The following is a 23,645-nucleotide window of genomic DNA, read 5'->3' as shown; positions in this document are numbered from 1 at the left end:
ATGACCTCCGCCACGTCCGAAGCCATCGCAGCCGCCGACCCGTCCGCCGAACGGCGGCGCCTGCTCGGCGTCTTTCTGCGCCGCCATCGCGAACGGCTGACACCTGCGGAAGCCGGTTTGCAGGGCGGCTCCACCCGCCGCCGTACACCCGGCCTGAGACGCGAGGAACTGGCGCAGCTCTGCGGCATCAGCCCGACCTGGTACAGTTGGCTGGAACAGGGGCGCGACGTGTCGGTTTCGCCGGCCGCGCTGGCCCGCTTGGCCGATGCGCTGCAGCTGACCGTGGCGGAACGGGCCTATCTGTTCGACATGACGCGCAAGCGCGATCCGGATGCGCCACCGTCCGGCTCGACCGACCAGCCACCGCCGTCGCTTTTGGCGGCACTCGAGGCGATGACGGCGCCGGCCTATCTGCTCGACCGGCTATGGACGGCCGTCGGCTGGAATCCGGCGGCGGAGCGGCTGTTCGGCAGCTGGCTGGGGCAGGGTGGCGCAAGACAAGGTGGCGCAAGACAGGGCGGAGCAGAGCGCAATCTTCTGCGCTACGTCTTCCTCGACCCCACGGCCCGGAGCTTCATCCTGGATTGGGACAACCGCGCTCGCCGCCTGCTGGCGGAATTCCGTTCCGAAACCGCCCGTCATCGCGAAGAGCCTGCGGTGCAGGTGCTGGTCGAAGGACTGCGTCGGAAGAGCCCGTTATTCTCACGGATGTGGGACGATCATGGCGTGCTGGAGCGCGAAGGAGGACTACGCCGTTTCGACCATCCGCTGGACGGGCCACTGACAATGGAGCAAGTGACACTGCGCCCCGGCGGCCGGTCCACCTATACGCTGGTCATGCTGCTCCAGCCGGCGGAAGGGGCGGTGTAAGGAGAGTCTGCAGATTTTCCGACTGAGAAAGTTGGCTGGGGCGCCAGGATTCGAACCTGGGAATGGCGGTACCAAAAACCGCTGCCTTACCACTTGGCGACGCCCCAACCGGCGCGGCGATCGCTCGTATCGCCGGAAGGAGCGGCACCATAATCGGAAGCCCGGCTGAACGCAACAGCCTGTTTTCAGAAAATTTTCACTGCCTAATCAGGCATTCGGGAGCCTCCTCAGCGACCCTCCCGGCGCCATGCCATCAGCAATCCGCCCAGCACCAGGGCCAGCACCGCGCCCACCGGCAGCAGCGGCACGTCGGTCACTCCGGTCACCGTGTAGTCGCCGTTGGCGCGCAGGCCGATCCAGCCGGAGCCGGTCTGGCTGCGGTCCGGCTGGGTGCGGCGCACCTCGATTCTGGGGTTGGGGCCGCCGTCGGTGTCGGTCACCCAATGGATGCCGCCGCCGGTCGCCTCGGCCACCGGCTTCATGCGGTCGCCGGTGGAACGGACGTCGGCCAGTTCCGGCGTGTTCACCGCGCCGACCACGGCCAGCGTCGTCCGCTCCCCGTCGGAGATGCGGTAGATGCCGGGGGCGGCGGCGGTCACCGTGGCAATGGCGCGGCCGGTGCGGTCGTCGGTCAGCTGCAGCGTGCTGGTCTGGTCGGACGGGTCGGTGACGGTGACCGCGCGCGGGTCGGGGGTGAGGGAGCGGCGTTCGACCGTGATGCGGTTGCCATCCACATGGGCGCGCAGGTCATTCTCCTCCAGTTCCGGTTCCTTCATCAGCCAATGGGCGAGGCGGCGCAGAAGCTCCGCCTGCGGCCCGCCGCCTTCGAAGCCGCGGCTCCACAGCCAGATCTGGTCGGAGGCAAGCTGCGCCACCCGGCCCTTGCCGACGCGGTCGAGCACCAGGAGCGGACGGTTGTCGGCGCCCTGCATCACCACCGTGCCGTTGTTCGGCGTCACATCGACCTGATGGAACCAGCGGCCCCAGGTCGGCGGAGCGTCCAGCCGGTCGCCGGGCAGCCCGGTGGTCACCGGATGGCGGCGGCCGACGTCGGTGACGGTCGGCAGGAAGGGACGGTCGACCGTCTGGCCGCTGGGGGCCGCCGGCAGGATCGAGCCCAACGGTGTGCGATAGAGCGACAGCGGGCCGGCATAGCCCTGGCCGGAGGTCTCCAGCAGAGCGCCGCCCTTGCGGACATAGTCGGCGATGTTCTCCAGATACATCTGCGGCAGCACGCCACGGCGGCGGTAGCGGTCGAAGATGATCAGGTCGAACTCGTCCAGCTTCACCTCGAACAGTTCGCGGATCGGGAAGGCGATCAGCGACAGCTCGCGGATCGGCGTGCCGTCCTGCTTCTCCGGCGGGCGCAGGATGGTGAAGTGGACCAGATCGACCGCCGGATCGGCCTTCAGCAGGTTGCGCCATGTGCGCTCCCCGGCATGGGGCTCGCCGGAAACCAGCAGGACGCGCAGCCGGTCGCGCACGCCGTTGACCACCACCGCGGCGCGGTTGTTGGCGAGCGTCAGTTCCTGCTTCGCCGGCTCCACCTCAAGCTCAAGGACATTCTGGCCGCCATGGGTGACGGGAAGGTCGACGCGCACGTCGCGGCCGACCGGCACCCGGATGGTGCCCGGCGTGCCACCGTCCTGGCGCAGCGTCACCGCGGCGTCGGCGGACTGGTGGCCGGGCATGTCGTCGACGCGGATGGTCAGTTCCACCGGCTTGCCGACGATGCCGTAGTTCGGCGCCTGCACGATGGCGATGCGGCGGTCGCCCTCGTCGCGGTCGCCGGTCAGCAGGGTGTGGATCGGGCCGATGTCAGCCAGCTTGCCGGGCACCTGCGGAACATCGTGCACCTGACCGTCGGTGATGAATACGGCGCCGGCCATGCGGCGGCGCGGCACGTCGGCCATGGCGCGGTTCAGCGCGTCGAACAGGTGGGTCTCGTTGATCGAGCCGCCGGTTTCCGCACCCTCGGTGCTGCGGACGACGCGCACCTCCAGATCGTCGAAGCGCTTCAGCCGCTCGGTCAGCTGTTCGGCGGCGCGTTCGGTGCGGGCACGGCGGTCGCCGATGGCCTGGCTCGGCGAATCGTCGATCACTACGACGGCAACGTCCTTGATCGGGTCGCGCTTCTCCTGGACCAGCGAGGGGTTGATGAGCGCAAGCGCCAGGACCGCCACCGCCAGCAGGCGCAACCATGTGCCGCGCGCCCGGCGCAGCGCAGCGACCAGCACCACCAGTAGGGCGAAGCCGATCAGGACGCCCAGCACCGGCCAGGGCAGCAGCGGCGCCAGCGCCACGGAAAGTCCGGAGAGCAGATCGACGGGCATTTACTGGCCGAGCCTTTCGAGGATGGCGGGCACATGGACCTGATCGGCCTTGTAGTTGCCGGTCAGCGCGTACATCACGAGGTTGACGCCGAAGCGATAGGCCATCTCGCGCTGGCGCTCGCCGCCGGGGATCACGGCGAACAGAGGCTGGCCGTTGCGCCCCACCGCCCATGCCGATGCCCAATCGTTGCCGCCGATGACGACGGAGGAGACGCCGTCATTCGCAATCCCCTCCCGCGCCTCGATCCACAGCTGGCCGCCGGCATAGCGGCCGGGGAAGTCGGACAGAAGATAGAAGGACTTGCGCAGAACATGGTCCTGCGGCACCGGGGCCAGCGGCGGGATGTCCAGCCCGTCCACCAGTCGCTGCAGCACGGCGGGGCCGCCGCCCGGCGACTGGTCGCGGGTGTCGAACAGGATGGTGCCGCCGTTGCGCATGTATTCGTTCACCCGCTGGCGCGCCTGATCGGACAGCGGCTTCTGTCGGTCGGACACCGGCCAGTAGAGCAGGGGATAGAAGGCCAGTTCGTCCTGTTCGGGATCGACGCCGACCGCACCGGCGGCCTCCACCGCCGTGCGCAGGCCGAGCACACTGACCAGCCCCTCCAGCCCGGCGCGGGCGGTGTCGTCGATGCTGCTGTCGCCGGTGCGGACATAGGCGAGGTAGGTTTCCTCCGTCACCTTGATCGCCTTGTCCAGATCCAGCGCGCGGGCCGGCTGCGGTGCCGCCGACAGTGCAAGGGCGATCAGCAGGCCGGCCGCCGCACCCCCGGCGCCACGACGCAGGCGCGGCGGGCGCAGCAGTCCGCGCAGGGCCAGCGCGATCAGCAGGTCGATGGTCAGCAGGGCAAGTGCCGCCGCCAGCAGCGACGGCTTCAGCGGAACCTCGCCGCGGGCGCCATAGCCGTCACGCCCGACCCCGGCCGGCATCGGCGGCAGCGGGGAGAGGGTGGTGACGGTGGCGGACAGGTTCAGCGCGCGGCGCGCATCGTCGGTGCCGTAGAAGCCCGGCGGGTGGCGTGGCCCGATCACGTCGGCGGTGGCGTTGCCGGGGATCGGGAAGGCGGTCGGCGGCGGTGGAACCAGCCGGCCGGTGCCGTCCAGCACCTCCACCGGGTCGAGCGAAGCGGTCGCCGCGGTTCCCGTCACGCCGCCGCTGAGCGCGACCAGACGGCGCAGCATGTCGACGAACAGGCCGGACAGCGGCAGGTTCGACCAGTCCGGGCTGGCGGTGGTGTGGACCAGCACGACCCAGCCGTCGCCGCGCTTCTGCGAGGTGACCAGCGGCGTGCCGTCGGCCAGCCTCGCCCAGGTGCGGTCGGCCAGATCCAGGGCGGGCTCCGCCAGCACCTGCCGGTTCACCTGCACGTCCGGCGGAATGGTCAGCCCTTCGAAGGGCGATTTGGGCGGAAAGGGCTGGAGCTTTGCCGGCTCCGACCAGGACAGGGCGCCGCCCAGCGCGCGGTCGCCGATGCGCAACCGCTCCGGCACCAGCGTATCGGCATGTTGCGCCAGACGCGGGCCGGCGAAGCGGATCAGGACACCACCCTTCTTCACCCAGTCCTCGATGTCCTGCACCTCGGTTCCGGTCAGAGCACCGATGTCCGACAGGATCAGCACGGCCAGATCGCGTTTCAGCAGGTCCAGCGTATCGCCGCGCCGCACCTCGTTGTAGGGCGACAGCGCGCGTTCTAGGTAATAGAGGTCGGACAGCAGCGGCTGGCTTTCCCCCTCCGACCGGCCGGAGACGAGGCCGACGGGACGGCGGCGCCAGCGCTCGTCGAGCAGGACGGTGGCGCCGGCAGTGGTGTCGCCCTCCACCCGCAGGCTGGCGGCGTCGTTGCGCAGCTCGGTCGGTACGTCGAGCCGCACCTCCCGTATTTTCTGGCCAGGTTCGAAAGCGACGGTCTGGCGGGTCAGCAGCCGGCCGTCGGTGGCACCGAGGCGGACGGTCACCGGCTCCGGCCTCGACGGGTCGGCGCGGACGATGCGGGCGGTCAGGGCGGTGCCCTCGCTGGACGGCGGCAGCAGCAGGTGCGGCGGATGCTCGGCGGAATCGTCGAGGACGTCGGCGGACCCCAGCCGCTGCAAGCCGGCGGCCAGCGCGACGGCCTGGTTGTCGCCGATGCCGTCACTGAGCCACACCGCATGGATGGAGCCGCGGCCGTTGGCCTGCGTCGCCACCGCCTTCAGCGCTTCCAGCGCCGCCGCGCGGTCGGTCGGCCAGGGCAGGGGGACCATCGCCTGGGCCAGACGGCGCGCCTCCTGCGCCGGGACGATGGCGCTGGCATGGATCGGCTGGCCGTCCGCCGGCGGGGCGGTGGGCAGCAGGATCACCGGGCGCTGCTGGCGGTCGGCCTGGGCGATCATCTCGTCCATCGTGCGCTTGCGGGTCGGCCAGTCGCGCCCGGCGGCCCAGCCATTGTCCACCACCAGCAACAGCGGCCCGCCGCCGGGCAAGGCGGCGCGCGGGTTCAGCAGAGGCCCGGCCAGCGCCAGGATGATGAGCGCCGCCACGATCAGCCGCAGCAGCAGCAGCCACCACGGCGTGCGGGCCGGCGTCTCCTCCTGCGCGGTCAGGTCGCGCAGCAGGCGGATCGCGGGGAACTGGATGGTGCGCGGCGCCGGCGGCGTGACGCGCAGCAGCCACCACAGGACCGGCAGGGCGGCCAGCGCGGTCAAGACCCAGGGGGCGGCGAAGGCGATCGGTCCTAGACCCAGCATTGGCGCGTCTTCACGAGGGGAAAGGGCAAGGGGGGAAAGGGCAAGAGGGTGACGTGGTCGGCCGGCGCGTCACACCGCCTCCATCGCCATCGCACCCCAAAGGGTGAGCAGCGCGGATTGCGGCGAACGATCGGTGCGGTGGACGGCGAAGCTCCAGCCGGCGGTGCGGGCCAGTGCCGCCAGCCCGTCCTGCTGGGCCTTCAGCCGCTCTCGGTAGGCTTCGCGGACGGCCTCCACGCGGGGGACCAGAAGATTCTGTTCACCCTCCATTCCGTGGAAATCGACGCGGCCGTCATAGGGCAGTGTCTCTTCCGCCGGATCGAGGATCTGGACCAGATGACCGCGCAGGCCGCGGCCGGTCAGCCCGGCGACGGTGGCGTGGATCTCCGGCAGGGGGGACAGCAGGTCGCCGAACAGGACCGTCTGGGCATGGCGGGGCAGGGGCTCCACCCGCGGCAGCGGGTCGGGCGCGGCTGCGGCATGCGGGTCGGTCATCAGCCGGGCGATGCGGTCGATGGCGGTCTTGCCATGGTCGGGGCGCACGCCGCTGTTCAGCAGCGCCACCCGCTCGCCGCCACGGGCCAGCAGGACGGCGGTGGCGAGCGTCAGCAGGTCGGCCCGCTCGCGCTTGGTCGGCAGCCCGGACGCCGAGCGGAAATCCATCGATGCGGAGCGGTCGCGCCACAGCCAGACGCTTTGTGCCGCCTCCCATTCGTTCTCGCGGACATAGACCGGCTGGGTCTTGGCCGACTGGCGCCAGTCGATCATCGACGGCGCGTCGCCCGGCTGGTAGCGGCGGAACTGCCAGAAGGTCTCGCCCAGACCGACGCGGCGGCGGCCGTGGACGCCCTGGGCGACGGTGGCGGCCACCCGCTCCGCCGCGACCAGAAGCGGCGGCAGGGCGGATGCCAATTCCTCCGCGCGGTGGCGCGCCAGCAGGGTGCTCGACAACTGGCTCTTCTGCGGGGAGGCTGGGCTTCGCGGCATTGCGGCTCCGCTGCGGGGGGTCACATCAGGGGGGCGCAGAGGCGGTCGATGACGTCATCCAGCGTCACCCCGTCGGCCCGCGCGGCGAAGTTCAGCGCCATGCGATGCTTCAGGATCGGCTTGGCGAGCGCCACCACATCGTCCAGCGACGGCGACAGCCGGCCGTCCAGCACCGCGCGGGCGCGGGCGGCCAGCATCAGCGACTGGCTGGCGCGCGGTCCCGGACCCCAGGCGACATGCTGGCGAACCTCCATCAGTTCGGAGGTCTCAGGCCGGCCGCGGCGGACGAGGTCGAGGATACCGTCGACAACCCCTTCACCGACCGGCACGCGGCGGACCAGGCGCTGAGCCATCTGCAGATCGGCGGCGGACAGCACCGTGACCGCGCGTTCGTCGGTCGAGCCGGTGGTGGCGATCATCATCCGCCGCTCGGCCTCGCGATCGGGGTAATCGACGTCGATCTGCATCAGGAAGCGGTCGAGTTGGGCTTCCGGCAGCGGATATGTGCCTTCCTGTTCCAGCGGGTTCTGGGTGGCCAGCACGTGGAAGGGCTGGGGCAGGGGATGGTACTGGCCGGCGACCGACACCCGGCCTTCCTGCATCGCCTGAAGTAGGGCCGACTGGGTGCGCGGGCTGGCGCGGTTGATCTCGTCCGCCATCAGAAGCTGGCTGAACACCGGCCCGGGCAGGAAGCGGAAGGAGCGGCGGCCGTTGTCGCCCTCCTCCAGCACTTCGGAGCCGAGGATGTCGGCGGGCATCAGGTCGGGCGTGCACTGGATTCGCTTTTCGGCGAGGCCCAGCACGGTGCCCAGCGTTTCCACCAGCCGAGTCTTGGCGAGTCCGGGAACGCCGATCAGCAGGACATGGCCGCCGGCAAGCAGCGTGACCAGCGTGCGGTCGATCACCTGCTGCTGGCCGAAGATCACCCGGCCGATGCGGTCGCGGACCGAGGCGAGCCGGTCGCCCAGTGCCTCGATCTCCTCCATCAGCCGTTGCGGGTCCTCCGGCACGGGAGGCTGCCCCCTCAGGATGTCCTGTGCGCTCAAGGTGTGCTGCTCCCCGATGATGGGCCGGTCGGTGTCGTCGTCGGGTCACCCTTGGTTAGGCTGCCGCGACCTGAAACACGGGATCCGCATGGTTGGCCCTGTTCCTGCGCCTTGTCGACACCCATTTTCCGAATCCCACCGCCGGATGGATGGTGGCGCAAGGACCAACGGGATGGACCTAGCGGTCGAGTGTGGCGAAAATGCGCATATCCGGGCACAAAACGGCTCCCAACACCATGAAGGTCGGTAACGCGATGGCGAATGACAAGCGCTCAGATGGGCAAACCGCTTCCGCGACGCCGCCGGACCTGCCGGCCGCGCTGGGCAGGACGCCGACGCTGGAGCAGTACGACATCCGCATTGCGCGCGACGGCACCTGGTTCCACAATGGAGATCCCATCCGTCGCATCGAACTGGCGAAGCTGTTCTCCACCGTCCTGAAGCGCGACGACGACGGCGATTACTGGCTGGTCACGCCGGTCGAACGCGGCAAGATCGTCGTGGAGGACGCCCCCTTCGTCGCGGTGGAAATGACGGTGGCGGGCAGCGGGGAGGATCAGGTCCTGTCCTTCCGCACCAACCTGGACCATTGGGTGGAGGCCGGCCCCGAACATCCGATCCGCGTCGCCGTGAACCATGAAACCGGGGAGCCGGCACCCTACATCGAAATCAGAAGCCGGCTGGAGGCGCTAATCCTGCGGGCCGTGTACTACGACATGGTGGAGCGCAGCGAGACGCGCCGCACCGAAACCGGCGAGTCCGAGGTGGGTCTATGGAGCAACAAGGTCTTCTTCGCGCTGGGCAAGCTGCCTGGCGACTGAGCCTGGACGAGGTCCGCCGGCGCTTTCCGGCGATGAGCACCGATGCGGCCGTCGAGAACGCCGTTCACTCCAACCGGATGCCGCCCAGGGCGGCGGCCAAGATCCGGGGCGACCACGATCTGAACCCGGAGATGGGGCCGCCTTCCACCCTGCGCGAGGCGGCGGTTCTGGTTCCGCTGGTCGACCGGCCGGAGGAACTGACCGTCATCTTCACCCAGCGCACCGCGACGCTGAGCGCCCATGCCGGGCAGATCAGCTTCCCCGGCGGACGGATGGAGCCGGAGGATGCCGGCCCCGAGGACACCGCACTTCGCGAGACGGCGGAGGAGATCGGGCTGGAGCGCGGCCGGATCGAGATCGTCGGCCGGCTGGATACCTATGTCACGCGCACCGGTTTCCGGGTGACGCCGGTGGTGGGCGTGGTGTCGCCGCCCTTCATGCTGACGCCCGACCCGACCGAGGTGGCGGAGGTGTTCGAGGTGCCGCTGTCCTTCATCCTCGATCCGTCCAACCCGCAGCGCCACAGCCGCGAATTCCTGGGCAAGCCGCGCTGGTTCTACGCCTTCCCCTATCCGCAGCGCTACATTTGGGGGGCGACCGCCGGCATGCTGGTGAACCTGCGGGACGTTCTGGGCGCTGCCGCGCGCGAAACGGGAGAGGGAGCGGGCTGAAAGCGCAAAACGGACAGCAGTGGCATGGACGGCCTTAATCGGATAGCGTCGCGCGCCATGACCGTTGCCGCACGCCTGTCGCCCCAACCCTGGATGACCGCGCCCGAAAGCCTCGCGGTGTTCGACGCCCTGGCGTCGGGCGGCGCCGATGCGCGGTTCGTCGGCGGCTGCGTGCGCGATGCCTGGCTCGGCCGGCCGGTGAAGGACATCGACATCGCCACCCACGCGCCGCCGGAACGGGTGATGGAGCTGCTGGAAGGCGCCGGGATCCGCGTCATCCCAACCGGCATCGCCCATGGCACCGTCACCGCGCTGTGCGGCGGCAAGCCCTATGAGATCACCACGCTGCGGCGCGATGTGGAGACTTTCGGCCGCCATGCCCGCGTCGAGTTCACCGACGACTGGATCGAGGACGCCGCCCGCCGCGACCTGACCATGAATGCGATGAGCTGCACGCCCGACGGCTCCATGTTCGACCCGTTCGGCGGTCTGGCCGACCTTGCCGCCGGCCGCGTCCGCTTCGTCGGCGAGGCGCGGCGGCGGATCGAGGAGGACGTGCTGCGCCTGCTGCGCTTCTTCCGCTTCCATGCCCATTACGGTCGCGGCGATCCCGATGTCGAGGCGATGGCCGCTTGTCGTGAGCTGGCGCCGCGCCTGCCGACCCTGTCGGGCGAGCGGGTGCGGGGGGAGCTGTTCCGTTTACTGACCGCGCCCTGTGCCGCGGCGGTCTGGCGGCTGATGATGGGGCAGGGCATCATGGTCCACCTGCTGCCGGAAGCGATGGACACCGACCGGCTGGAGCGGCTGATCGCGGTGGAGCGCGACCTGCGGGCGACGCCCGATCCGACCCGCCGGCTGGCGGCGGTGCTGGACAGTGACCGGCCGGGCGCGCTGCGGGCCGCAGAGGCATTGCGCCTGTCCAACCACGAACGCGACCGCCTGCTGGCCATGGTCGAGCCGCCGGTCGCGGTGGCGGTGGCCGCACTGACACCCGCTGACGACCGCAAGGCTCTGCGTCAGGCACTCTACCGCCTGGGCGACGCCGAGCTGTTCGGCGACCTGCTGCTGATCGCCGCCGCGATCCATGACGGGCCGCTGGACCTGACGGCACTGCGCCGGGCGCTGGCGGTGGCGGACGACCTGCCGGGCTTGAAGCTGCCCATCGCCGGTCGCGACCTGCTGGAATTGGGAGTCCCGCGCGGCCCGGCGGTCGGCGAAACGCTGAAGCGTATTGAGGGTTGGTGGATCGCCGAGGATTTCCAGCCCAGCCGCGACATCTGCCTGGAGATGGCTCGGGGGCTTCTCGGTCAACCGTCCGGGCGTTCGGCGTAACGGCGGCAGTGCTCCAGATAGGCCGCCTCATGGCCGACGATCAGATCGACGATGCTGGACCACAGCCAGGACGGCGCGTCCAGGCTCTTGGTCCGGTTGCGCGCCAGCTCGTTCCGCCATGATTTGCGCGTCGCCTCGTCCATCTGGCGGGCATGCGCCTTGCCGACCACGGCGGCCAGGAAGAAGGCGGCGCGGGTCGCTTCCTCGCGCGTCAGATGGTCGAAGTCGAGCTTGATGTCCTGCGGCAGAAGCTCGCGCAGGAAGACGGCGCGGTCGAGCAGGCGGGCAGGGCGCATGCGGTCGCCGAGAAAAGGTGAGAGATTCTGCGCCCCTGTCACCACGCGTTCCGCGTTGTCGCGCGGCATGCCGTTCTTTTTGGCACGGGGGGCGGCGGCCTGCACCGCCTCCTTGATGTCGATCAGGCTGAGACCGCCCTCGTCGTAATGGCCTTCCCCGACACCCAGCAGCACCGCGACCCGCAACCGGCCCAGCGAACTGCAGCCCTTCACCCAGTAGGCGGCGTCCAGAAGCTCGATCCGGTCATCGTCGTCGCGGGAGTGCAGGGCGGTCACCAGACGGCGGACCTGATCCTTGGCGAACAGCTCTTCCACCGCCGCGCGTTCCTCGTCGGTCAGCGGCCAGAAGCGCTTGCCGAGCGGGATCGTCGGGCGGATGTCCTTGATGCGGTCCTTGGCCAGATGCTTCCAGGTGCGGCCGATGGCCTGCCGCATGCCGACGCGGACGACCGACGGCTTCTTCCGCAAGGTCTCGCCGCCGAGGTCGCCGTCGAGGGTCATCATGTAGCCTTCGATCATCTGCTCCAGCATCAGCGCAGTGGTGACGCCGGGCAGGTCGGAGCCGCGCGCCGCGGTCGCCAGCGACAGGCCGAGCCGGATCAGGTCATGGGCGGGATTGCCGACCACCGTCTGGTCGACATCGCGAATCTGGATGTCGATGCGGCCCTTTGCGTTGGCGACGGGCCCCAGATTGCCGACATGGCAGTCGCCGCAGATCCAGACCGGAGGCCCGTCCGGCACCTTGCCACCGGATTGCTCAAGCCATTCGTAGAACTTCACCGTGCTGCCGCGCACATAGGCGTGGGCGGATTCAGCCATCTTGAGGTTGCGACGCTGGGACAGAACCGCCTGACGCTGATCGGGCAGGGTGGGCTGATTTTTTGACGACATCATCCATCCGGGTCAGATATTGCGACGCCGGAAATGGGTAGTGGACGTCCGGATTGCCATGCCGCAACGGGGCAATCCACTGAATGCGCGAGATTGCAAATTTTGCAGGCTTGTTGTGACTCCCGCGAGACGGCGCCCCTGATATAACCGGGGGGCGGACGCGGTGGCGGGCTGGCCGCCACCGCCGCCGCTCAGCTGGGAGACAGAGGATGTCAGATATCCTCAAGCTCCTGATCCTGCTGTTGCAGGTGATCAAGGCATTCCTTGATTACCTGAACCGCTGATCGGGCGGGCGCGTCGAGGGTCAGATCCTCGACGCGCCTTCCCAGAAGATAGTCAGATTCGGGCCACCCAACAACTGTGCTCTGGCATTATGTCGTTACAGCGTTACTTGGGAGTGCCGCTGGCGGGAGAGGCAAAAACACATAAGGAAGGTTATGGAAATTAGGTTGGCGATAGGGCGCTCGGACCTTGCGAATTCGAAAGCAAGAACCGGATAGCCCGGATCGGGCCGTATTCGCGACTCTCGGGCCGTTCACAGCAATGGAGAATGGCCGTGAGACAGCTTGATGGGAAGATTGCAATCGTCACGGGCGCCAGTTCCGGGATTGGGCGCGAGGCGGCGCTGCTGTTCGCCGACCATGGTGCGAAGCTCGTGCTCGTGGCGCGGCGGCGCGACGAACTGGAACGGCTGGCCGATGAGATCCGGAACAACGGCGGCGATGCCGTTGCCGTGGCTGGAAACGTGGCCGATGCGGAAACCGCGCGCGAGGCCGTGGAGGTCGCCACGAAGCGGTTCGGCGGACTGGATGTCGCCTTCAACAATGCCGGCACGACCGGCGCGACGGTGCCGATTCCGGAGATGACGGCGGAGATGTGGAATGAGGTGATCGCCACCAACCTGACCAGCGCCTTTCATGCCGCCAAGCACCAGATTCCCGCGATGCTCGCCCGTGGCGGCGGATCGCTGATCTTCACCTCGACCTTCGTCGGTCATACCGTCGGTTTTCCCGGCATGGCCGCCTATGCGGCCAGCAAAGCAGGCCTGATCGGGCTGATGCAGGTGATCGCCGCAGAGTACGGCCCGCAGGGCATCCGGGCCAACGCGCTGCTGCCGGGTGGGACCGACACGCCGATGGGGCGCGCCGTATCGAACACGCCGGAGGCCCTGGCCTTCGTCCAAGGTCTTCACGCGCTGAAACGCCTTGCCACGCCGCGCGAAATCGCGCAGTCGGCGCTCTATCTGGCGTCCGACATGTCCAGCTTCACCACGGGAACCGCTCTGCTCGTCGACGGCGGCGTGTCGATCACCCGGACCTGACGGAGCTGGACCGCCCGCCTTTCATCGACGGGCGGTCCATCTGCCCTGCTCTACTCCGCCGCCTGCGGACGCAGCGGCTGGACCACGTCGCCCTTGAGATTCATAGCCTTTGCGAGCGCATCGATGCGGCGCTGGACCGCTTCGCCCGACGGAACGCTGCCGTCGTCGGGCAGGGTCAGAACCACCCGGCCGTCGCCGACCTTCAGGCTGGTGCGCTCCAGCAGCGCCGTGGCACCGCCGGACAGAGTGTGGGCAAGGCGGAGCGCCAGACCCAGAACCAGCGCCTTCATGCCCTGCCCTTCGGTCACCAGCGTCCGCACCGGCGCGGTCAGCGGAACGTCGATGGTGCCGGAATAGCGGGCATGGGCGGCGAGCGCCAGAAACGCCCGCTCGTCATGGTCCAGCGCCGGGAACGGGTAGCGCAGGACGCGCAGGAAGGCATGCTCCGCCCGATAATCGGGATGATCGGCCCAGCCGACGTCGCTCAGCAGGCAGGCGGCATGGCGCAGGCGGATGGCGTTGTCGTCCTCCCCGGCGAACAGACCGGCGGTCCAGGACATCAGCAGCGCCGGGTCGCCCATCCGCACGAAGCGCCGCGCCCAGTCGGCGGCCGATGCCATCAGCGGATCCGCGCGCTGCCCCTCCGGCGAGAGCAGCGAATAGAGATGCCCTTCGCGCAGGCCATAGGCGGAGAAGACCAGCTTCGACGGCTGGGCGATGCGCAGCAGCCGCTCCAGCACCAGCCCGGCAAAGGGCAGCGTGTCGAGCCGCCGGCGCGATCCCGCCATCTTTTCCAGCGACGAGCGGCTCTGCCGCCCGATCAGCCCGGTGAACTCGCGCGCGTCGGCGGCGGGGATGGTGTAGTGGTGGATGATGTGCAGCGGGTGACCGGACTGCTCCATATGCAGCTTGGCGATGGCGCGCCAGCTTCCGCCGACCGGGTAGAAGGGCCGGCCCTTCATCGCCGCCAGCCAGGGCAGCGATTCCAGATGCTGGTCGATCAGCTTGGCCGGGCCGCCCTTCGTCGAGCCGACCTCCATCAGCCGCAAGGGACCAAGCGGAAGCGTCACCTGCTTGCCGATCACGCCGCGGTCGAGCGTCACCAACTCCAGGCTGCCGCCGCCGAGATCGCCGACGAGGCCGTCGGCGCCGGGGGTGCCCGACAGCACGCCCATGGCCGACAGCCGGGCCTCCTCCTCGCCACTGATGACGCGGACGGTCAGGCCGGCGCGGCGGCGGATGGCATCGACGAAGGCGGCACCGTCGCTGGCGTCGCGCACGGCGGCGGTGGCGATCACATCCAGCCGGCCAACCCGCATGCCCTGGGCCAGCGTGGCGAAACGTTCCAGCGCCACCAACCCCTGGGCGACGCCGTCGGGGTTCAGCACGCCCGACTTCTCCACGCCCCGACCGAGGCCGCACAGCACTTTCTCGTTGAACAGCGCGAGTGGCGACCGGGTCAGCCCGTCATAGACGACCAAGCGGATCGAGTTGGAACCGATGTCGATCACGCCGACGCGCTCGCCTACGTGGTCGGGCGCATAATCGGGCACGGCGGCCATGCCGAATCCGGCGGCACCCGCCTGCCCGACATCGCCGGGGATGGCGGCCGCGCGTTTGTCCTTGCTCATGCTCTCGCTCCCGTCACCCGCCCTCAGGACACCGCGTGCAGCATCAGCCGCGGCGGCGTGCGCTTGCTGCTGAGCGCGCTGCCCCGGCCGGACAGGCTGGGGTTGGTCATGAAGTAATTATGGGCGCTGAACGCGTCCGGGCCAGCCTTGATCCGATGGTACACGCCATCGGGGCCCAGCTTCCAGGTGCTTGCGTCGTCCTTCATGTTGGCGACCATGATCTGGTCGAGCACCTGTTCGTGCACCGTCGGGTTTTCGATGGGAACCAGCGTTTCGATGCGGCGGTCCAGGTTGCGGGTCATCCAGTCGGCCGAGGATATGAAGATCTTGGCCTGGTTGCTGGGCATGGGATGGCCGTTGCCGAAGCAGATGACGCGGCCATGTTCGAGGAAGCGGCCGACGATGCTGCGCACCCGGATATTCTCCGACAGCCCCTTCACGCCCGGCCGCAGGCAGCAGATGCCGCGGATGATCATGTCGATCTGCACGCCGGCCTGCGACGCCTTGTACAGCTTGTCGATAATGACCGGATCGACCAGCGAGTTCAGCTTCACCCAGATGGACGCCGGACGGCCGGCCGCGGCATGGGCGATCTCCGCCTCGATCAGGTCGGACAGGCGCTGGCGCAGCGTGATCGGCGCGATGGCGATCTTCTCCAGCACCTTCGGCGTCGCATAGCCGGTCATGAAGTTGAACATGACGGCGGCGTCGTGGCACAGCGCCGGGTCGCAGGTGAAGAAGGACAGGTCGGTGTAGATCTTCGCGGTGATCGGGTGATAGTTGCCGGTGCCGAAATGGACGTAGCTGCGCAGCGCCTTCTTCTCGCGCCGGACCACCAGCGACACCTTGGCGTGGGTCTTCAGGTCGACGAAGCCGTAGACCACCTGGGCGCCGGCGCGCTCCAGATCGCGCGCCCAGCGGATGTTCGCCTCCTCGTCGAAGCGGGCCTTCAGCTCGACCAGCGCGGTCACCGACTTGCCGGCCTCCGCCGCCTCGATCAGGGCGGCGACGATGGGGCTGTCCTTGCTGGTACGGTAGAGCGTCTGCTTGATCGCCACCACCTGCGGGTCGCGCGCCGCCTGCCGGATGAACTGCACCACCACGTCGAACGACTCGTACGGGTGATGAACGACGATGTCCTTGTGGCGGATCGCCGCGAAGCAGTCGCCGCCGAAATCGCGGATCCGTTCCGGGAAACGGGCGTTGAAGGGGCGGAAGACCAGATCCGGCCGCTCGTCGACGATCAGCTGCTTGGTGTCGGTCAGGCCGATCAGCCCATCCAGGATGAAGACGTCGTCCGACGCGACGTTCAGCTCATGGCGCAGGAAATCGCGCAGGTCGGCCGCCATGCCGCTGTCGGTGGCGAGCCGGATGACGCTGCCGCGGCGGCGGCGCTTCAGCGCGCTTTCGAAGGTGCGGACGAGATCTTCGGCCTCTTCCTCGATTTCGATCTCGCTGTCGCGCAGGACGCGGAAGACGCCGTGCGCCTTGACCTGGAACGGAGGGAACAGGCGGTCGATGAACTGCATCACCACCTTTTCCAGTTGGAGGAAACGGATGTCCGAGCCGGGCAGGCGCAGGAACCGCTCCAACTGCGAGGGCAGCGGCACCAGGGCGTCGATGTGACGGCCCTTGACCGGATCATGCAGCTGCAGCGCCAGCGAGAATCCGAGATTGGGCAGGAACGGGAAGGGGTGGGCGGGATCGACGGCGATGGGGGTCAGGATCGGGAAAATGTCGTCCAGGAACTTCGCTTCCAGCCAGTCCAGTTCGCCTTCGCTCAGGTCCTTGGGATCGACCACGGAGATGCCGGCCTCCCGCAGCTCTCCCTTCAGCGTGCGCCACATCGTCTGCTGGCTGTCCATCAGCAGGGAGATGCGCTGCTTCACCGCGGACAACTGCTGGGCGGGGGTCAGATTCTCCGGGCTCGGAGCCTTCACGCCGGCGGCCACCTGCCCTTTCAGGCCGGCGACGCGGACCATGTAGAATTCGTCGAGATTGCTGGCGGAGATCGACAGGAAGCGCAGCCGCTCCAGAAGCGGGTGATTTGGGTTGGCCGCCTCATCCAGGACGCGCTGGTTGAAGGCCAGCCACGACAGCTCCCGGTTGATGAAGCGTTCCGGTGCGTTTGGCTCGATACCGACCGAATCGAGTTCCTGGAGTTGCGTCACGTCGACCTCTGAAATCTTTGAAATCCCGAACGTCGGCGCCTGCCTTCCAGCGGTGCCGACGACGGTTATATGGTGGGCAGACAGAGTATCCCATATGCGTTACGGTTTCAGGACTCCCATTTGGCTATAGGCTGCGACCTCGCCTCCCCCTTCCCCTCCCCAGCCGCGACCGATTGCCGCCATGAAGACGCTGTTCCTGCTGCGCCACGCCAAATCCTCCTGGGACGATCCGTCGCTGGGCGACCACGACCGGCCGCTGAACGCCCGCGGCGAGAAGGCGGCCACCCTCGTCGGCAACTATCTGGCCAAGCATCACGCCCACATGGACCTCGTGCTGTGTTCCACGGCAGTGCGGGCGGTGGAGACGCGCAAGCGGGTGATGGCGGCCATCGGTGCGCCCTATCCACCGGTGGAGCATGAGCGGGGGCTTTACCTGTGCGGCGCCCGCACGCTGCTGGAACGGCTGCGCGACGCGCCGGATTCGGCGACCGGCCTGATGCTGGTGGCGCACAATCCGGACCTGCACGAGTTGGCGAACGCCCTGACCGGCAGCGGCGACCATGGGCTGCGTCATGCGCTGGCCGACAAGTTTCCGACCGGCGCCTGCGCCGTTCTGGTCTTCGAAACGCTGCATTGGGCCGACCTGGAACTGGGGGCGGGGCGGCTGGCGGATTTTGTGCAGCCGCGTAAACTCTCTTAACCTGCGGCGGCGGTTGGAGTATCCACGGAACCACCTGAGTCATTCCAGGCCGTTCCCGGCCGGATACGGGAGGATGCCGACCCTTGCCACCCGCCATTCCGCCCGCCAGCCCGTCCGCACTCCCCGATGCGCAGACCTCCACCCCCGCCGCCTTCCGCGAGGTGGAGTTGAAGCTCCATGCCGCTTCGGCGGATCTGGCGCGGGTTGCCGCCCTTCCGGCGCTGCAGGCGCTGGCCGATGGGCCGGCGGCGACGCAGCGGCTGCGCACTGCCTATTTCGACACCCCCGACCTGAAGCTGGCCGCCAACGGCGTGGCGTTGCGCGTGCGGCAGGAGGGCGAGCGTTTCATCCAGACCCTGAAGACCGTCAACAGCGCCAGCACCGGCGATTCCGCCGCCGTGGCGGTGCGGCGGGAATGGGAGTGGATCGTCGCGGGCGAGGCGGTGGACACCGGTGTGCTGAGCGATCCCGCCGTCGCCGGGCTGGTGCCGGCGGCAGCGCTCGACACGCTGGATTGCCTGTTCATCACCGATTTCCGCCGCACCACCCTGCTGCTTCGTCCCGATCTGCTGACGGCGGTCGAACTGGCGGTGGATGACGGCGCCATCTATGCCGGCGGCAAATCCCTGCCGGTCGGCGAGGTGGAACTGGAACTGAAGGCCGGGAAGGTCGCCAGCCTGTTCGATCTGGCGCTGACCCTGCAGGCCGCCATCCCCATGCGCATCGGCACCGAAAGCAAGGCGGAGGCCGGGCTGCGGCTGGTTACCGGCAAGGCGCCGGGACCGGTGGAGGCCGAGCCGCTCGGCCTGTCGCCGCTGACCACGGTGGCGGAGGCCTATCGCCACATCCTGCGGCAGGCGTTGCGCCAATTCCTCGCCAACGAATCCTGCGCGCTGGCCGGCGGCGATGTGGAGGGGCTGCACCGTATGCGCGTGGCCTTGCGCCGTCTTCGCATCGCCCACCGCTTCTTCGCGCCGCTGGTCGCCTCGCCCGAGGCCGACCGGCTGGTGGAGGAAAGCCGCGCGCTCGCCAAGCGGCTGGGGCCGGCGCGGGGGTGGGACGTGCTGATGTCCGGCGTCATCGACCCGCTTCTCGCCGATCCGAAGGCGGCGCCGGGCATCGACCGCGCTGCGCTGGAGCAGCTGGCCATGCTCGCCCGGAGCGCCGGGGCCGGGCCGGCGCGGGAGGCGGTGGCGGCGATCCTGGCACCGGGCTGCACCACCATGGTCCTGGCGCTCGCCGCGTGGCTGGAGCATGGCCGCTGGATGTCCGAGGCGGACGGCGACCGCCGGGCCGCGCTGTCGGCCCCGGTCACGACGGTGGCCGGCGGCTGGCTGTCGGCGCGCATGGCGAAGCTCGGCAAGGCCGCGAAGCCGCCGGAGGATGCCAAGGGGCGCGACAAGCTGCGCCGCCGGCTGCGGACATTGCGCTACACCGCCGACGTCTTCCGTGGGCTCTATCCGGAGGCCGCCACCCTGCCCTTCTTCGCGGCGCTGGAACCGCTGCACGCGGCGCTGGACGCCGACCAGGACGCCGTCACCGGCGCCCGCATGCTGGGAACGCTGGGCGGCGCCGATCCGCAGACGGTCGGCGCCGTCGCCGCCTGGATCGACCGCCAGTCCGACAAGCGGCGCAAGGCGCTGCCGGAACTGTGGAAGCGCTTCCGCGCGGTGCCACCCTTCTGGTCATGACCGACCCGCGCCGGGCGCCGGTGGCAATGCGGGCCTGAGCGCATATATCGTCAGCCGGCCGGCCGCAGGGAGCACCGCTTTCCGGCCGGCCGTTTTTCGTCATGCGTCGCGGCGCCTTGCCGCTTTCCATCCGGATGGGCTTCGGGTAAAAGAACACTCCATGAACAAGTACATCAGCGTCCGCGGCGCGCGGGAACACAACCTGAAGAACGTCGATGTGGATCTGCCGCGCGACGAACTGATCGTCATCACCGGCCTGTCGGGGTCGGGCAAGTCGTCGCTTGCCTTCGACACCATCTATGCCGAGGGGCAGCGGCGCTATGTGGAGAGCCTGTCGGCCTACGCGCGCCAGTTCCTGGAGCTGATGCAGAAGCCGGACGTCGATTCGATCGAGGGGCTGTCGCCGGCCATCTCCATCGAACAGAAGACGACCTCGAAGAATCCGCGCTCCACCGTCGGCACGGTGACGGAGATCTACGACTATATGCGCCTGCTGTGGGCGCGCGTCGGCATTCCCTATTCGCCGGCCACCGGCCTGCCCATCGAAAGCCAGACGGTCAGCCAGATGGTCGACCGCATCATGGCCATGGCGGAGGGCACGCGCCTGCTGCTGCTGGCGCCCTTCGTCCGCGGCCGCAAGGGCGAGTACAAGAAGGAAATCCAGGACCTGCGCAAGCGCGGTTTCCAGCGCGTGCGGGTCGACGGCACCATGTACGAGATCGACGAGGTGCCGGCGCTCAACAAGAAGCTGAAGCACGACATCGAGGTGGTGGTCGACCGCATCGTCGTGCGCGAGGGGCTGGGCAACCGTCTGGCCGATTCGCTGGAGACCGCGCTGGGGCTGGCCGACGGCATCGTCTGGGTCGAGAATGCCGAGACCAACGAGCAGACCGTCTTCTCGCAGAAATTCGCCTGCCCGGTCAGCGGCTTCACCATTCCGGAGATCGAGCCACGGCTGTTCTCCTTCAACAACCCGTTCGGCGCCTGCCCCGCCTGCGACGGCTTGGGCAGCAAGATCTATTTCGACCCGATGCTGGTGGTGCCGGACGAGCGCCTGTCGCTGGCCAAGGGTGCCGTCGCGCCGTGGGCCGGATCGACCTCCAAATACTACGACCAGACGTTAGAGAGCATCTGCGAGCATTTCGGCGCGTCGATGACCACGCCCTGGCAGGATTTGCCGGAAAAGGTCCGCCAGACCATCCTGTTCGGCTCCGACGGGTCGGCCATCACCATGACCTATGACGACGGGCTGCGGCGCTACCAGACCAACAAGGCGTTCGAAGGCATCGTCAACAATCTGGAACGGCGCTACCGCGAGACCGACAGCGCCTGGACGCGCGACGAGTTGTCGAAATACCAGTCCTCGCAGCCCTGCGAGGTGTGCAAGGGCGCACGGCTGAAGCCCGAGGCGCTGGCGGTCAAGATCCGCGGCCGCAACATCTCGGAGGCGGCGGAATTGTCCATCGCCGGTGCCGGTGCGTGGTTCAGCGAACTGAACGAGCATCTGCGCCCGAAGGACCGCGAGATCGCCTATCGCATCCTCAAGGAGATCAACGAGCGGCTGGGATTCCTCAACGCCGTCGGGCTTGAGTATCTGACGCTCAGCCGCGGGTCGGGCACGCTGTCGGGCGGCGAGAGCCAGCGGATCCGGCTGGCCTCGCAGATCGGCTCCGGCCTGACCGGCGTGCTGTATGTGCTGGACGAGCCGTCCATCGGCCTGCACCAGCGCGACAACGACCGGCTGCTGGAAACGCTGAAGCGCCTGCGCGACATCGGCAACACCGTCATCGTCGTCGAGCATGACGAGGATGCGATCCGCAGCGCCGACTATCTGGTCGACATGGGTCCCGGCGCCGGCCAGCATGGCGGCACCGTCATCGCCCAGGGCCGGCCGGAGGAGGTTCAGAAGAACCCCAACAGCATCACGGCCCAGTATCTGAACGGCACCCGCTTCGTGCCCGTCCCCGACACCCGGCGGCCCGGCCATCCCGGCCAGTTCCTGGAGGTGCAGGGCGCACGGGCCAACAATCTGCAGAACGTCTCGACCAAAATCCCGCTGGGCACCTTCACCTGCGTGACCGGCGTGTCGGGCGGCGGCAAGTCGACGCTGATCATCGAGACGCTGTACAAGGCGGTGGCGCGAAAGCTGATGGGCGCCCGCGAGCATCCGGCGGACCATGACGCGGTGCTGGGGCTGGAGCATCTGGACAAGGTCATCGACATCGACCAGTCGCCGATCGGCCGCACCCCGCGCTCCAACCCCGCGACCTACACCGGCGCCTTCACGCCGATGCGCGACTGGTTCGCCGGCCTGCCGGAATCGAAGGCGCGCGGCTACGGCCCGGGCCGATTCTCCTTCAACGTCAAGGGCGGGCGCTGCGAGGCCTGCCAGGGCGACGGCGTCATCAAGATCGAGATGCACTTCCTGCCCGACGTCTATGTCACCTGCGACGTCTGCCACGGCAAGCGCTACAACCGCGAGACGCTGGAAGTCACCTACCGCGACAAGACCATCGCCGACGTGCTGGACATGACGGTCGAAGAGGGCAAGGAGTTCTTCAAGGCGGTCCCCGGCATCCGCGACAAGCTGGACACGCTGGAGCGGGTCGGCCTCGGCTACATCCACATCGGGCAGGCGGCGACGACCCTGTCGGGCGGCGAGGCGCAGCGCGTAAAGCTGTCCAAGGAACTGAGCCGCCGCGCCACCGGCCGCACGCTGTACATCCTCGACGAACCGACCACCGGCCTGCATTTCGCCGACGTCGAAAAGCTGATGGAGGTGCTGCATGCGCTGGTCGACCAGGGCAACACGGTGCTGGTGATCGAGCACAATCTGGAGGTCATCAAGACCGCCGACTGGATCATCGACCTGGGGCCGGAGGGCGGCACCGGCGGCGGCGAGATCGTCGCCGAAGGCACGCCGGAGGATGTCGCGAAGGTGGAGCGCAGCTATACCGGACGCTACCTCGCCCCCTACCTGAAGGCGAAGCCGGCGGTGCGGAAATCGGCAACCCGAAAGAGGGCGTGAACAAACACAAGCTGCACCGCGTTCTCCCATGCAGAGTTCGCACTGCATGGGAGACGCGAGGCATGAACAAGACGCTTCTGACCGGTTTGGGGGCCGCCCTGGGTGCGGCCCTGTTGCTGGCGGCCTGCGGGTCCGACAAGTCCACCACCAGCACGACGACCACGACGACCACCACCCCCGGCTATGGTTCGACCGCGGTGCCGCCGGCCCCGACCGGCTCCACCACCGTCGAACGCAGCACGACGACGAAGAGCGAGTGAGCCGTCGCCGAGGTTGACGTTTCCGGCTCACTGTATTGCCTGGATCGATGTTCTGACTGACTCCTGATCGACCTGAAGCCGGCCTTCCTTGCGGGGGCCGGCCTTTTCCTGTGACGGGTTCCCGGCCCGCATTGTGGTAAGCTGCGGCAATGATGAATCCGGTACGCCTGCGCGCCCTCGACACGGTGAAGCGTATAGTCCTCGAACGCTTGGCGGGGCACCCTGCCCGCGTCTATCTGTTCGGCTCCTGTGCCCGTGGCGATGGCGGCCATTGGAGCGACATCGACGTCGCGATCGACCCGTTGGAACCGCTTCCCCCCGGTCTAATCGGGGAGATCAACGAGGAGTTGGAGGAGAGCACGGTTCCATACTTTGTCGATGTGGTGGATCTCCGGACAGCCCGGCGGGAGTTCCGGCAAGAGGTCGAACGGGAAGGTATCGAATGGACAAGGTAAACCGGAAGCTCGACATCGCGCGCCAAGCCTTGGCTCGGCTTCAGGAAGCCCTCGCACTTCCCGTCGATGAAGTCGTTCGGGATTCCGCAATTCTGCGCTTCACCCTGGCAACGGAGACGGTCTGGAAAGCCGCGAGGTCGGTTATCGCCGATCAGATGGGAGCCGAACGCCTCAACTCGGCAAGCCCGAAAGCCATGGTCCGTGAAAGCCAGATCGCCGGACTCCTGAGCGAGGAGCAGGCGGAAGTGGCGATGAGGATGATGAACGACCGTAATCTGACGGTTCATACCTACGCCGAAGAAAAGGCCGAAGAGCTGTTTTCCCGCCTTCCAGCCCACGCCGCGCTCATTGAATCCTGGATCTCGGCGATGCAGAACGCCATAACCCGCCCCTGATCCGCCTGCTCTTACTGTGTTC

General features: G+C 68.4%; 18 protein-coding genes and 1 tRNA gene. 11 read left to right on the top strand and 8 right to left on the bottom strand.

The window, feature by feature from the left end; all coding sequences use genetic code 11:
* Nucleotides 1-870 carry a helix-turn-helix transcriptional regulator gene (locus PWS46_RS06390; protein ID WP_434619575.1) on the top strand — a complete coding sequence of 290 codons (870 nt, stop codon included), beginning with the start codon at nt 1-3 and terminating at the stop codon, nt 868-870.
* 32 nt (nt 871-902) lie between these two features.
* Here the strand turns inward: PWS46_RS06390 and PWS46_RS06385 are convergent.
* The 5 genes from PWS46_RS06385 to PWS46_RS06365 all read right to left on the bottom strand — a co-directional run bounded on the left by PWS46_RS06385 (nt 903) and on the right by PWS46_RS06365 (nt 7,900).
* A tRNA-Gln gene (locus tag PWS46_RS06385) sits at nt 903-977 on the bottom strand.
* 120 nt (nt 978-1,097) lie between these two features.
* The gene (locus PWS46_RS06380) at nt 1,098-3,203 is read right to left on the bottom strand and encodes a glutamine amidotransferase (RefSeq protein WP_434619573.1); all 2,106 of its coding nucleotides are present in this window, start codon (nt 3,201-3,203) and stop codon (nt 1,098-1,100) included.
* Nucleotides 3,204-5,927 (bottom strand): DUF4159 domain-containing protein, encoded by a 2,724-nt coding sequence (locus PWS46_RS06375; RefSeq protein WP_434619570.1) that lies wholly within the window; start codon nt 5,925-5,927, stop codon nt 3,204-3,206. It lies immediately after the preceding gene.
* 69 nt (nt 5,928-5,996) lie between these two features.
* Nucleotides 5,997-6,914: a DUF58 domain-containing protein gene (locus PWS46_RS06370; protein WP_434619567.1), complete on the bottom strand. Its 918-nt coding sequence runs from the start codon at nt 6,912-6,914 to the stop codon at nt 5,997-5,999.
* Nucleotides 6,915-6,934: 20 nt separating this feature from the next.
* On the bottom strand, nt 6,935-7,900 hold the full coding sequence (locus tag PWS46_RS06365) for an AAA family ATPase (RefSeq protein WP_434619915.1): 966 nt from the start codon (nt 7,898-7,900) through the stop codon (nt 6,935-6,937).
* A 314-nt stretch (nt 7,901-8,214) separates the two neighbouring features.
* On the opposite strand from PWS46_RS06365, the gene PWS46_RS06360 reads away from it, so the two are divergent.
* From PWS46_RS06360 to PWS46_RS06350, 3 genes are read left to right on the top strand one after another with little or no spacing between them, the layout of a single operon-like run.
* Nucleotides 8,215-8,781, top strand: a complete 567-nt coding sequence (locus tag PWS46_RS06360; protein ID WP_434619564.1) for a DUF1285 domain-containing protein — start codon at nt 8,215-8,217, stop codon at nt 8,779-8,781.
* A gap of 32 nt (nt 8,782-8,813) precedes the next feature.
* The gene (locus tag PWS46_RS06355; protein WP_252137432.1) at nt 8,814-9,452 is read left to right on the top strand and encodes a CoA pyrophosphatase; all 639 of its coding nucleotides are present in this window, start codon (nt 8,814-8,816) and stop codon (nt 9,450-9,452) included.
* 57 nt (nt 9,453-9,509) lie between these two features.
* Nucleotides 9,510-10,784 carry a CCA tRNA nucleotidyltransferase gene (locus PWS46_RS06350; RefSeq protein ID WP_434619561.1) on the top strand — a complete coding sequence of 425 codons (1,275 nt, stop codon included), beginning with the start codon at nt 9,510-9,512 and terminating at the stop codon, nt 10,782-10,784.
* Here PWS46_RS06350 and PWS46_RS06345 read toward each other — a convergent pair.
* Nucleotides 10,760-11,971 (bottom strand): DUF2252 family protein, encoded by a 1,212-nt coding sequence (locus tag PWS46_RS06345; protein WP_434619558.1) that lies wholly within the window; start codon nt 11,969-11,971, stop codon nt 10,760-10,762. The genes PWS46_RS06350 and PWS46_RS06345 overlap by 25 nt on opposite strands.
* Nucleotides 11,972-12,527: 556 nt before the next feature.
* Here PWS46_RS06345 and PWS46_RS06340 point away from each other — a divergent pair.
* A complete protein-coding gene (locus tag PWS46_RS06340) occupies nt 12,528-13,292 on the top strand; it encodes an SDR family oxidoreductase (RefSeq protein ID WP_434619555.1) in 765 nt (254 codons plus the stop codon).
* A gap of 50 nt (nt 13,293-13,342) precedes the next feature.
* Here PWS46_RS06340 and PWS46_RS06335 read toward each other — a convergent pair whose 3' ends face one another.
* Nucleotides 13,343-14,923, bottom strand: a complete 1,581-nt coding sequence (locus PWS46_RS06335) for a Ppx/GppA phosphatase family protein (RefSeq protein WP_434619552.1) — start codon at nt 14,921-14,923, stop codon at nt 13,343-13,345.
* Between the two features lie 23 nt (nt 14,924-14,946).
* The gene (locus PWS46_RS06330) at nt 14,947-17,094 is read right to left on the bottom strand and encodes an RNA degradosome polyphosphate kinase (RefSeq protein ID WP_434619549.1); all 2,148 of its coding nucleotides are present in this window, start codon (nt 17,092-17,094) and stop codon (nt 14,947-14,949) included.
* 181 nt (nt 17,095-17,275) lie between these two features.
* Here PWS46_RS06330 and PWS46_RS06325 point away from each other — a divergent pair, with 181 nt between their 5' ends.
* From PWS46_RS06325 to PWS46_RS06300, 6 genes are all read left to right on the top strand, one after another.
* Complete coding sequence (locus PWS46_RS06325) at nt 17,276-17,794, top strand: SixA phosphatase family protein (protein WP_434619546.1); 519 nt, start codon at nt 17,276-17,278, stop codon at nt 17,792-17,794.
* Nucleotides 17,795-17,877: 83 nt separating this feature from the next.
* A complete protein-coding gene (locus PWS46_RS06320; RefSeq protein ID WP_434619543.1) occupies nt 17,878-19,485 on the top strand; it encodes a CHAD domain-containing protein in 1,608 nt (535 codons plus the stop codon).
* Between the two features lie 160 nt (nt 19,486-19,645).
* Complete coding sequence (uvrA, locus tag PWS46_RS06315; RefSeq protein WP_434619540.1) at nt 19,646-22,513, top strand: excinuclease ABC subunit UvrA; 2,868 nt, start codon at nt 19,646-19,648, stop codon at nt 22,511-22,513.
* A 62-nt stretch (nt 22,514-22,575) separates the two neighbouring features.
* Nucleotides 22,576-22,773 carry a hypothetical protein gene (locus tag PWS46_RS06310; protein ID WP_434619537.1) on the top strand — a complete coding sequence of 66 codons (198 nt, stop codon included), beginning with the start codon at nt 22,576-22,578 and terminating at the stop codon, nt 22,771-22,773.
* A gap of 149 nt (nt 22,774-22,922) precedes the next feature.
* Nucleotides 22,923-23,228: a nucleotidyltransferase family protein gene (locus tag PWS46_RS06305; protein ID WP_434619534.1), complete on the top strand. Its 306-nt coding sequence runs from the start codon at nt 22,923-22,925 to the stop codon at nt 23,226-23,228.
* Entirely contained in the window at nt 23,216-23,623 is a 408-nt protein-coding gene (locus PWS46_RS06300) for a nucleotidyltransferase substrate binding protein (RefSeq protein ID WP_434619531.1), read from the top strand. The genes PWS46_RS06305 and PWS46_RS06300 overlap by 13 nt, the downstream gene beginning before the upstream one ends.
* Nucleotides 23,624-23,645: the final 22 nt, after the last annotated feature.

Origin of the sequence: Azospirillum sp. B2RO_4, from assembly GCF_051124815.1 — a bacterium.
Classification (GTDB): Bacteria; Pseudomonadota; Alphaproteobacteria; order Azospirillales; family Azospirillaceae; genus Azospirillum.
This window is presented reverse-complemented; position numbering and strand designations above follow the sequence as displayed.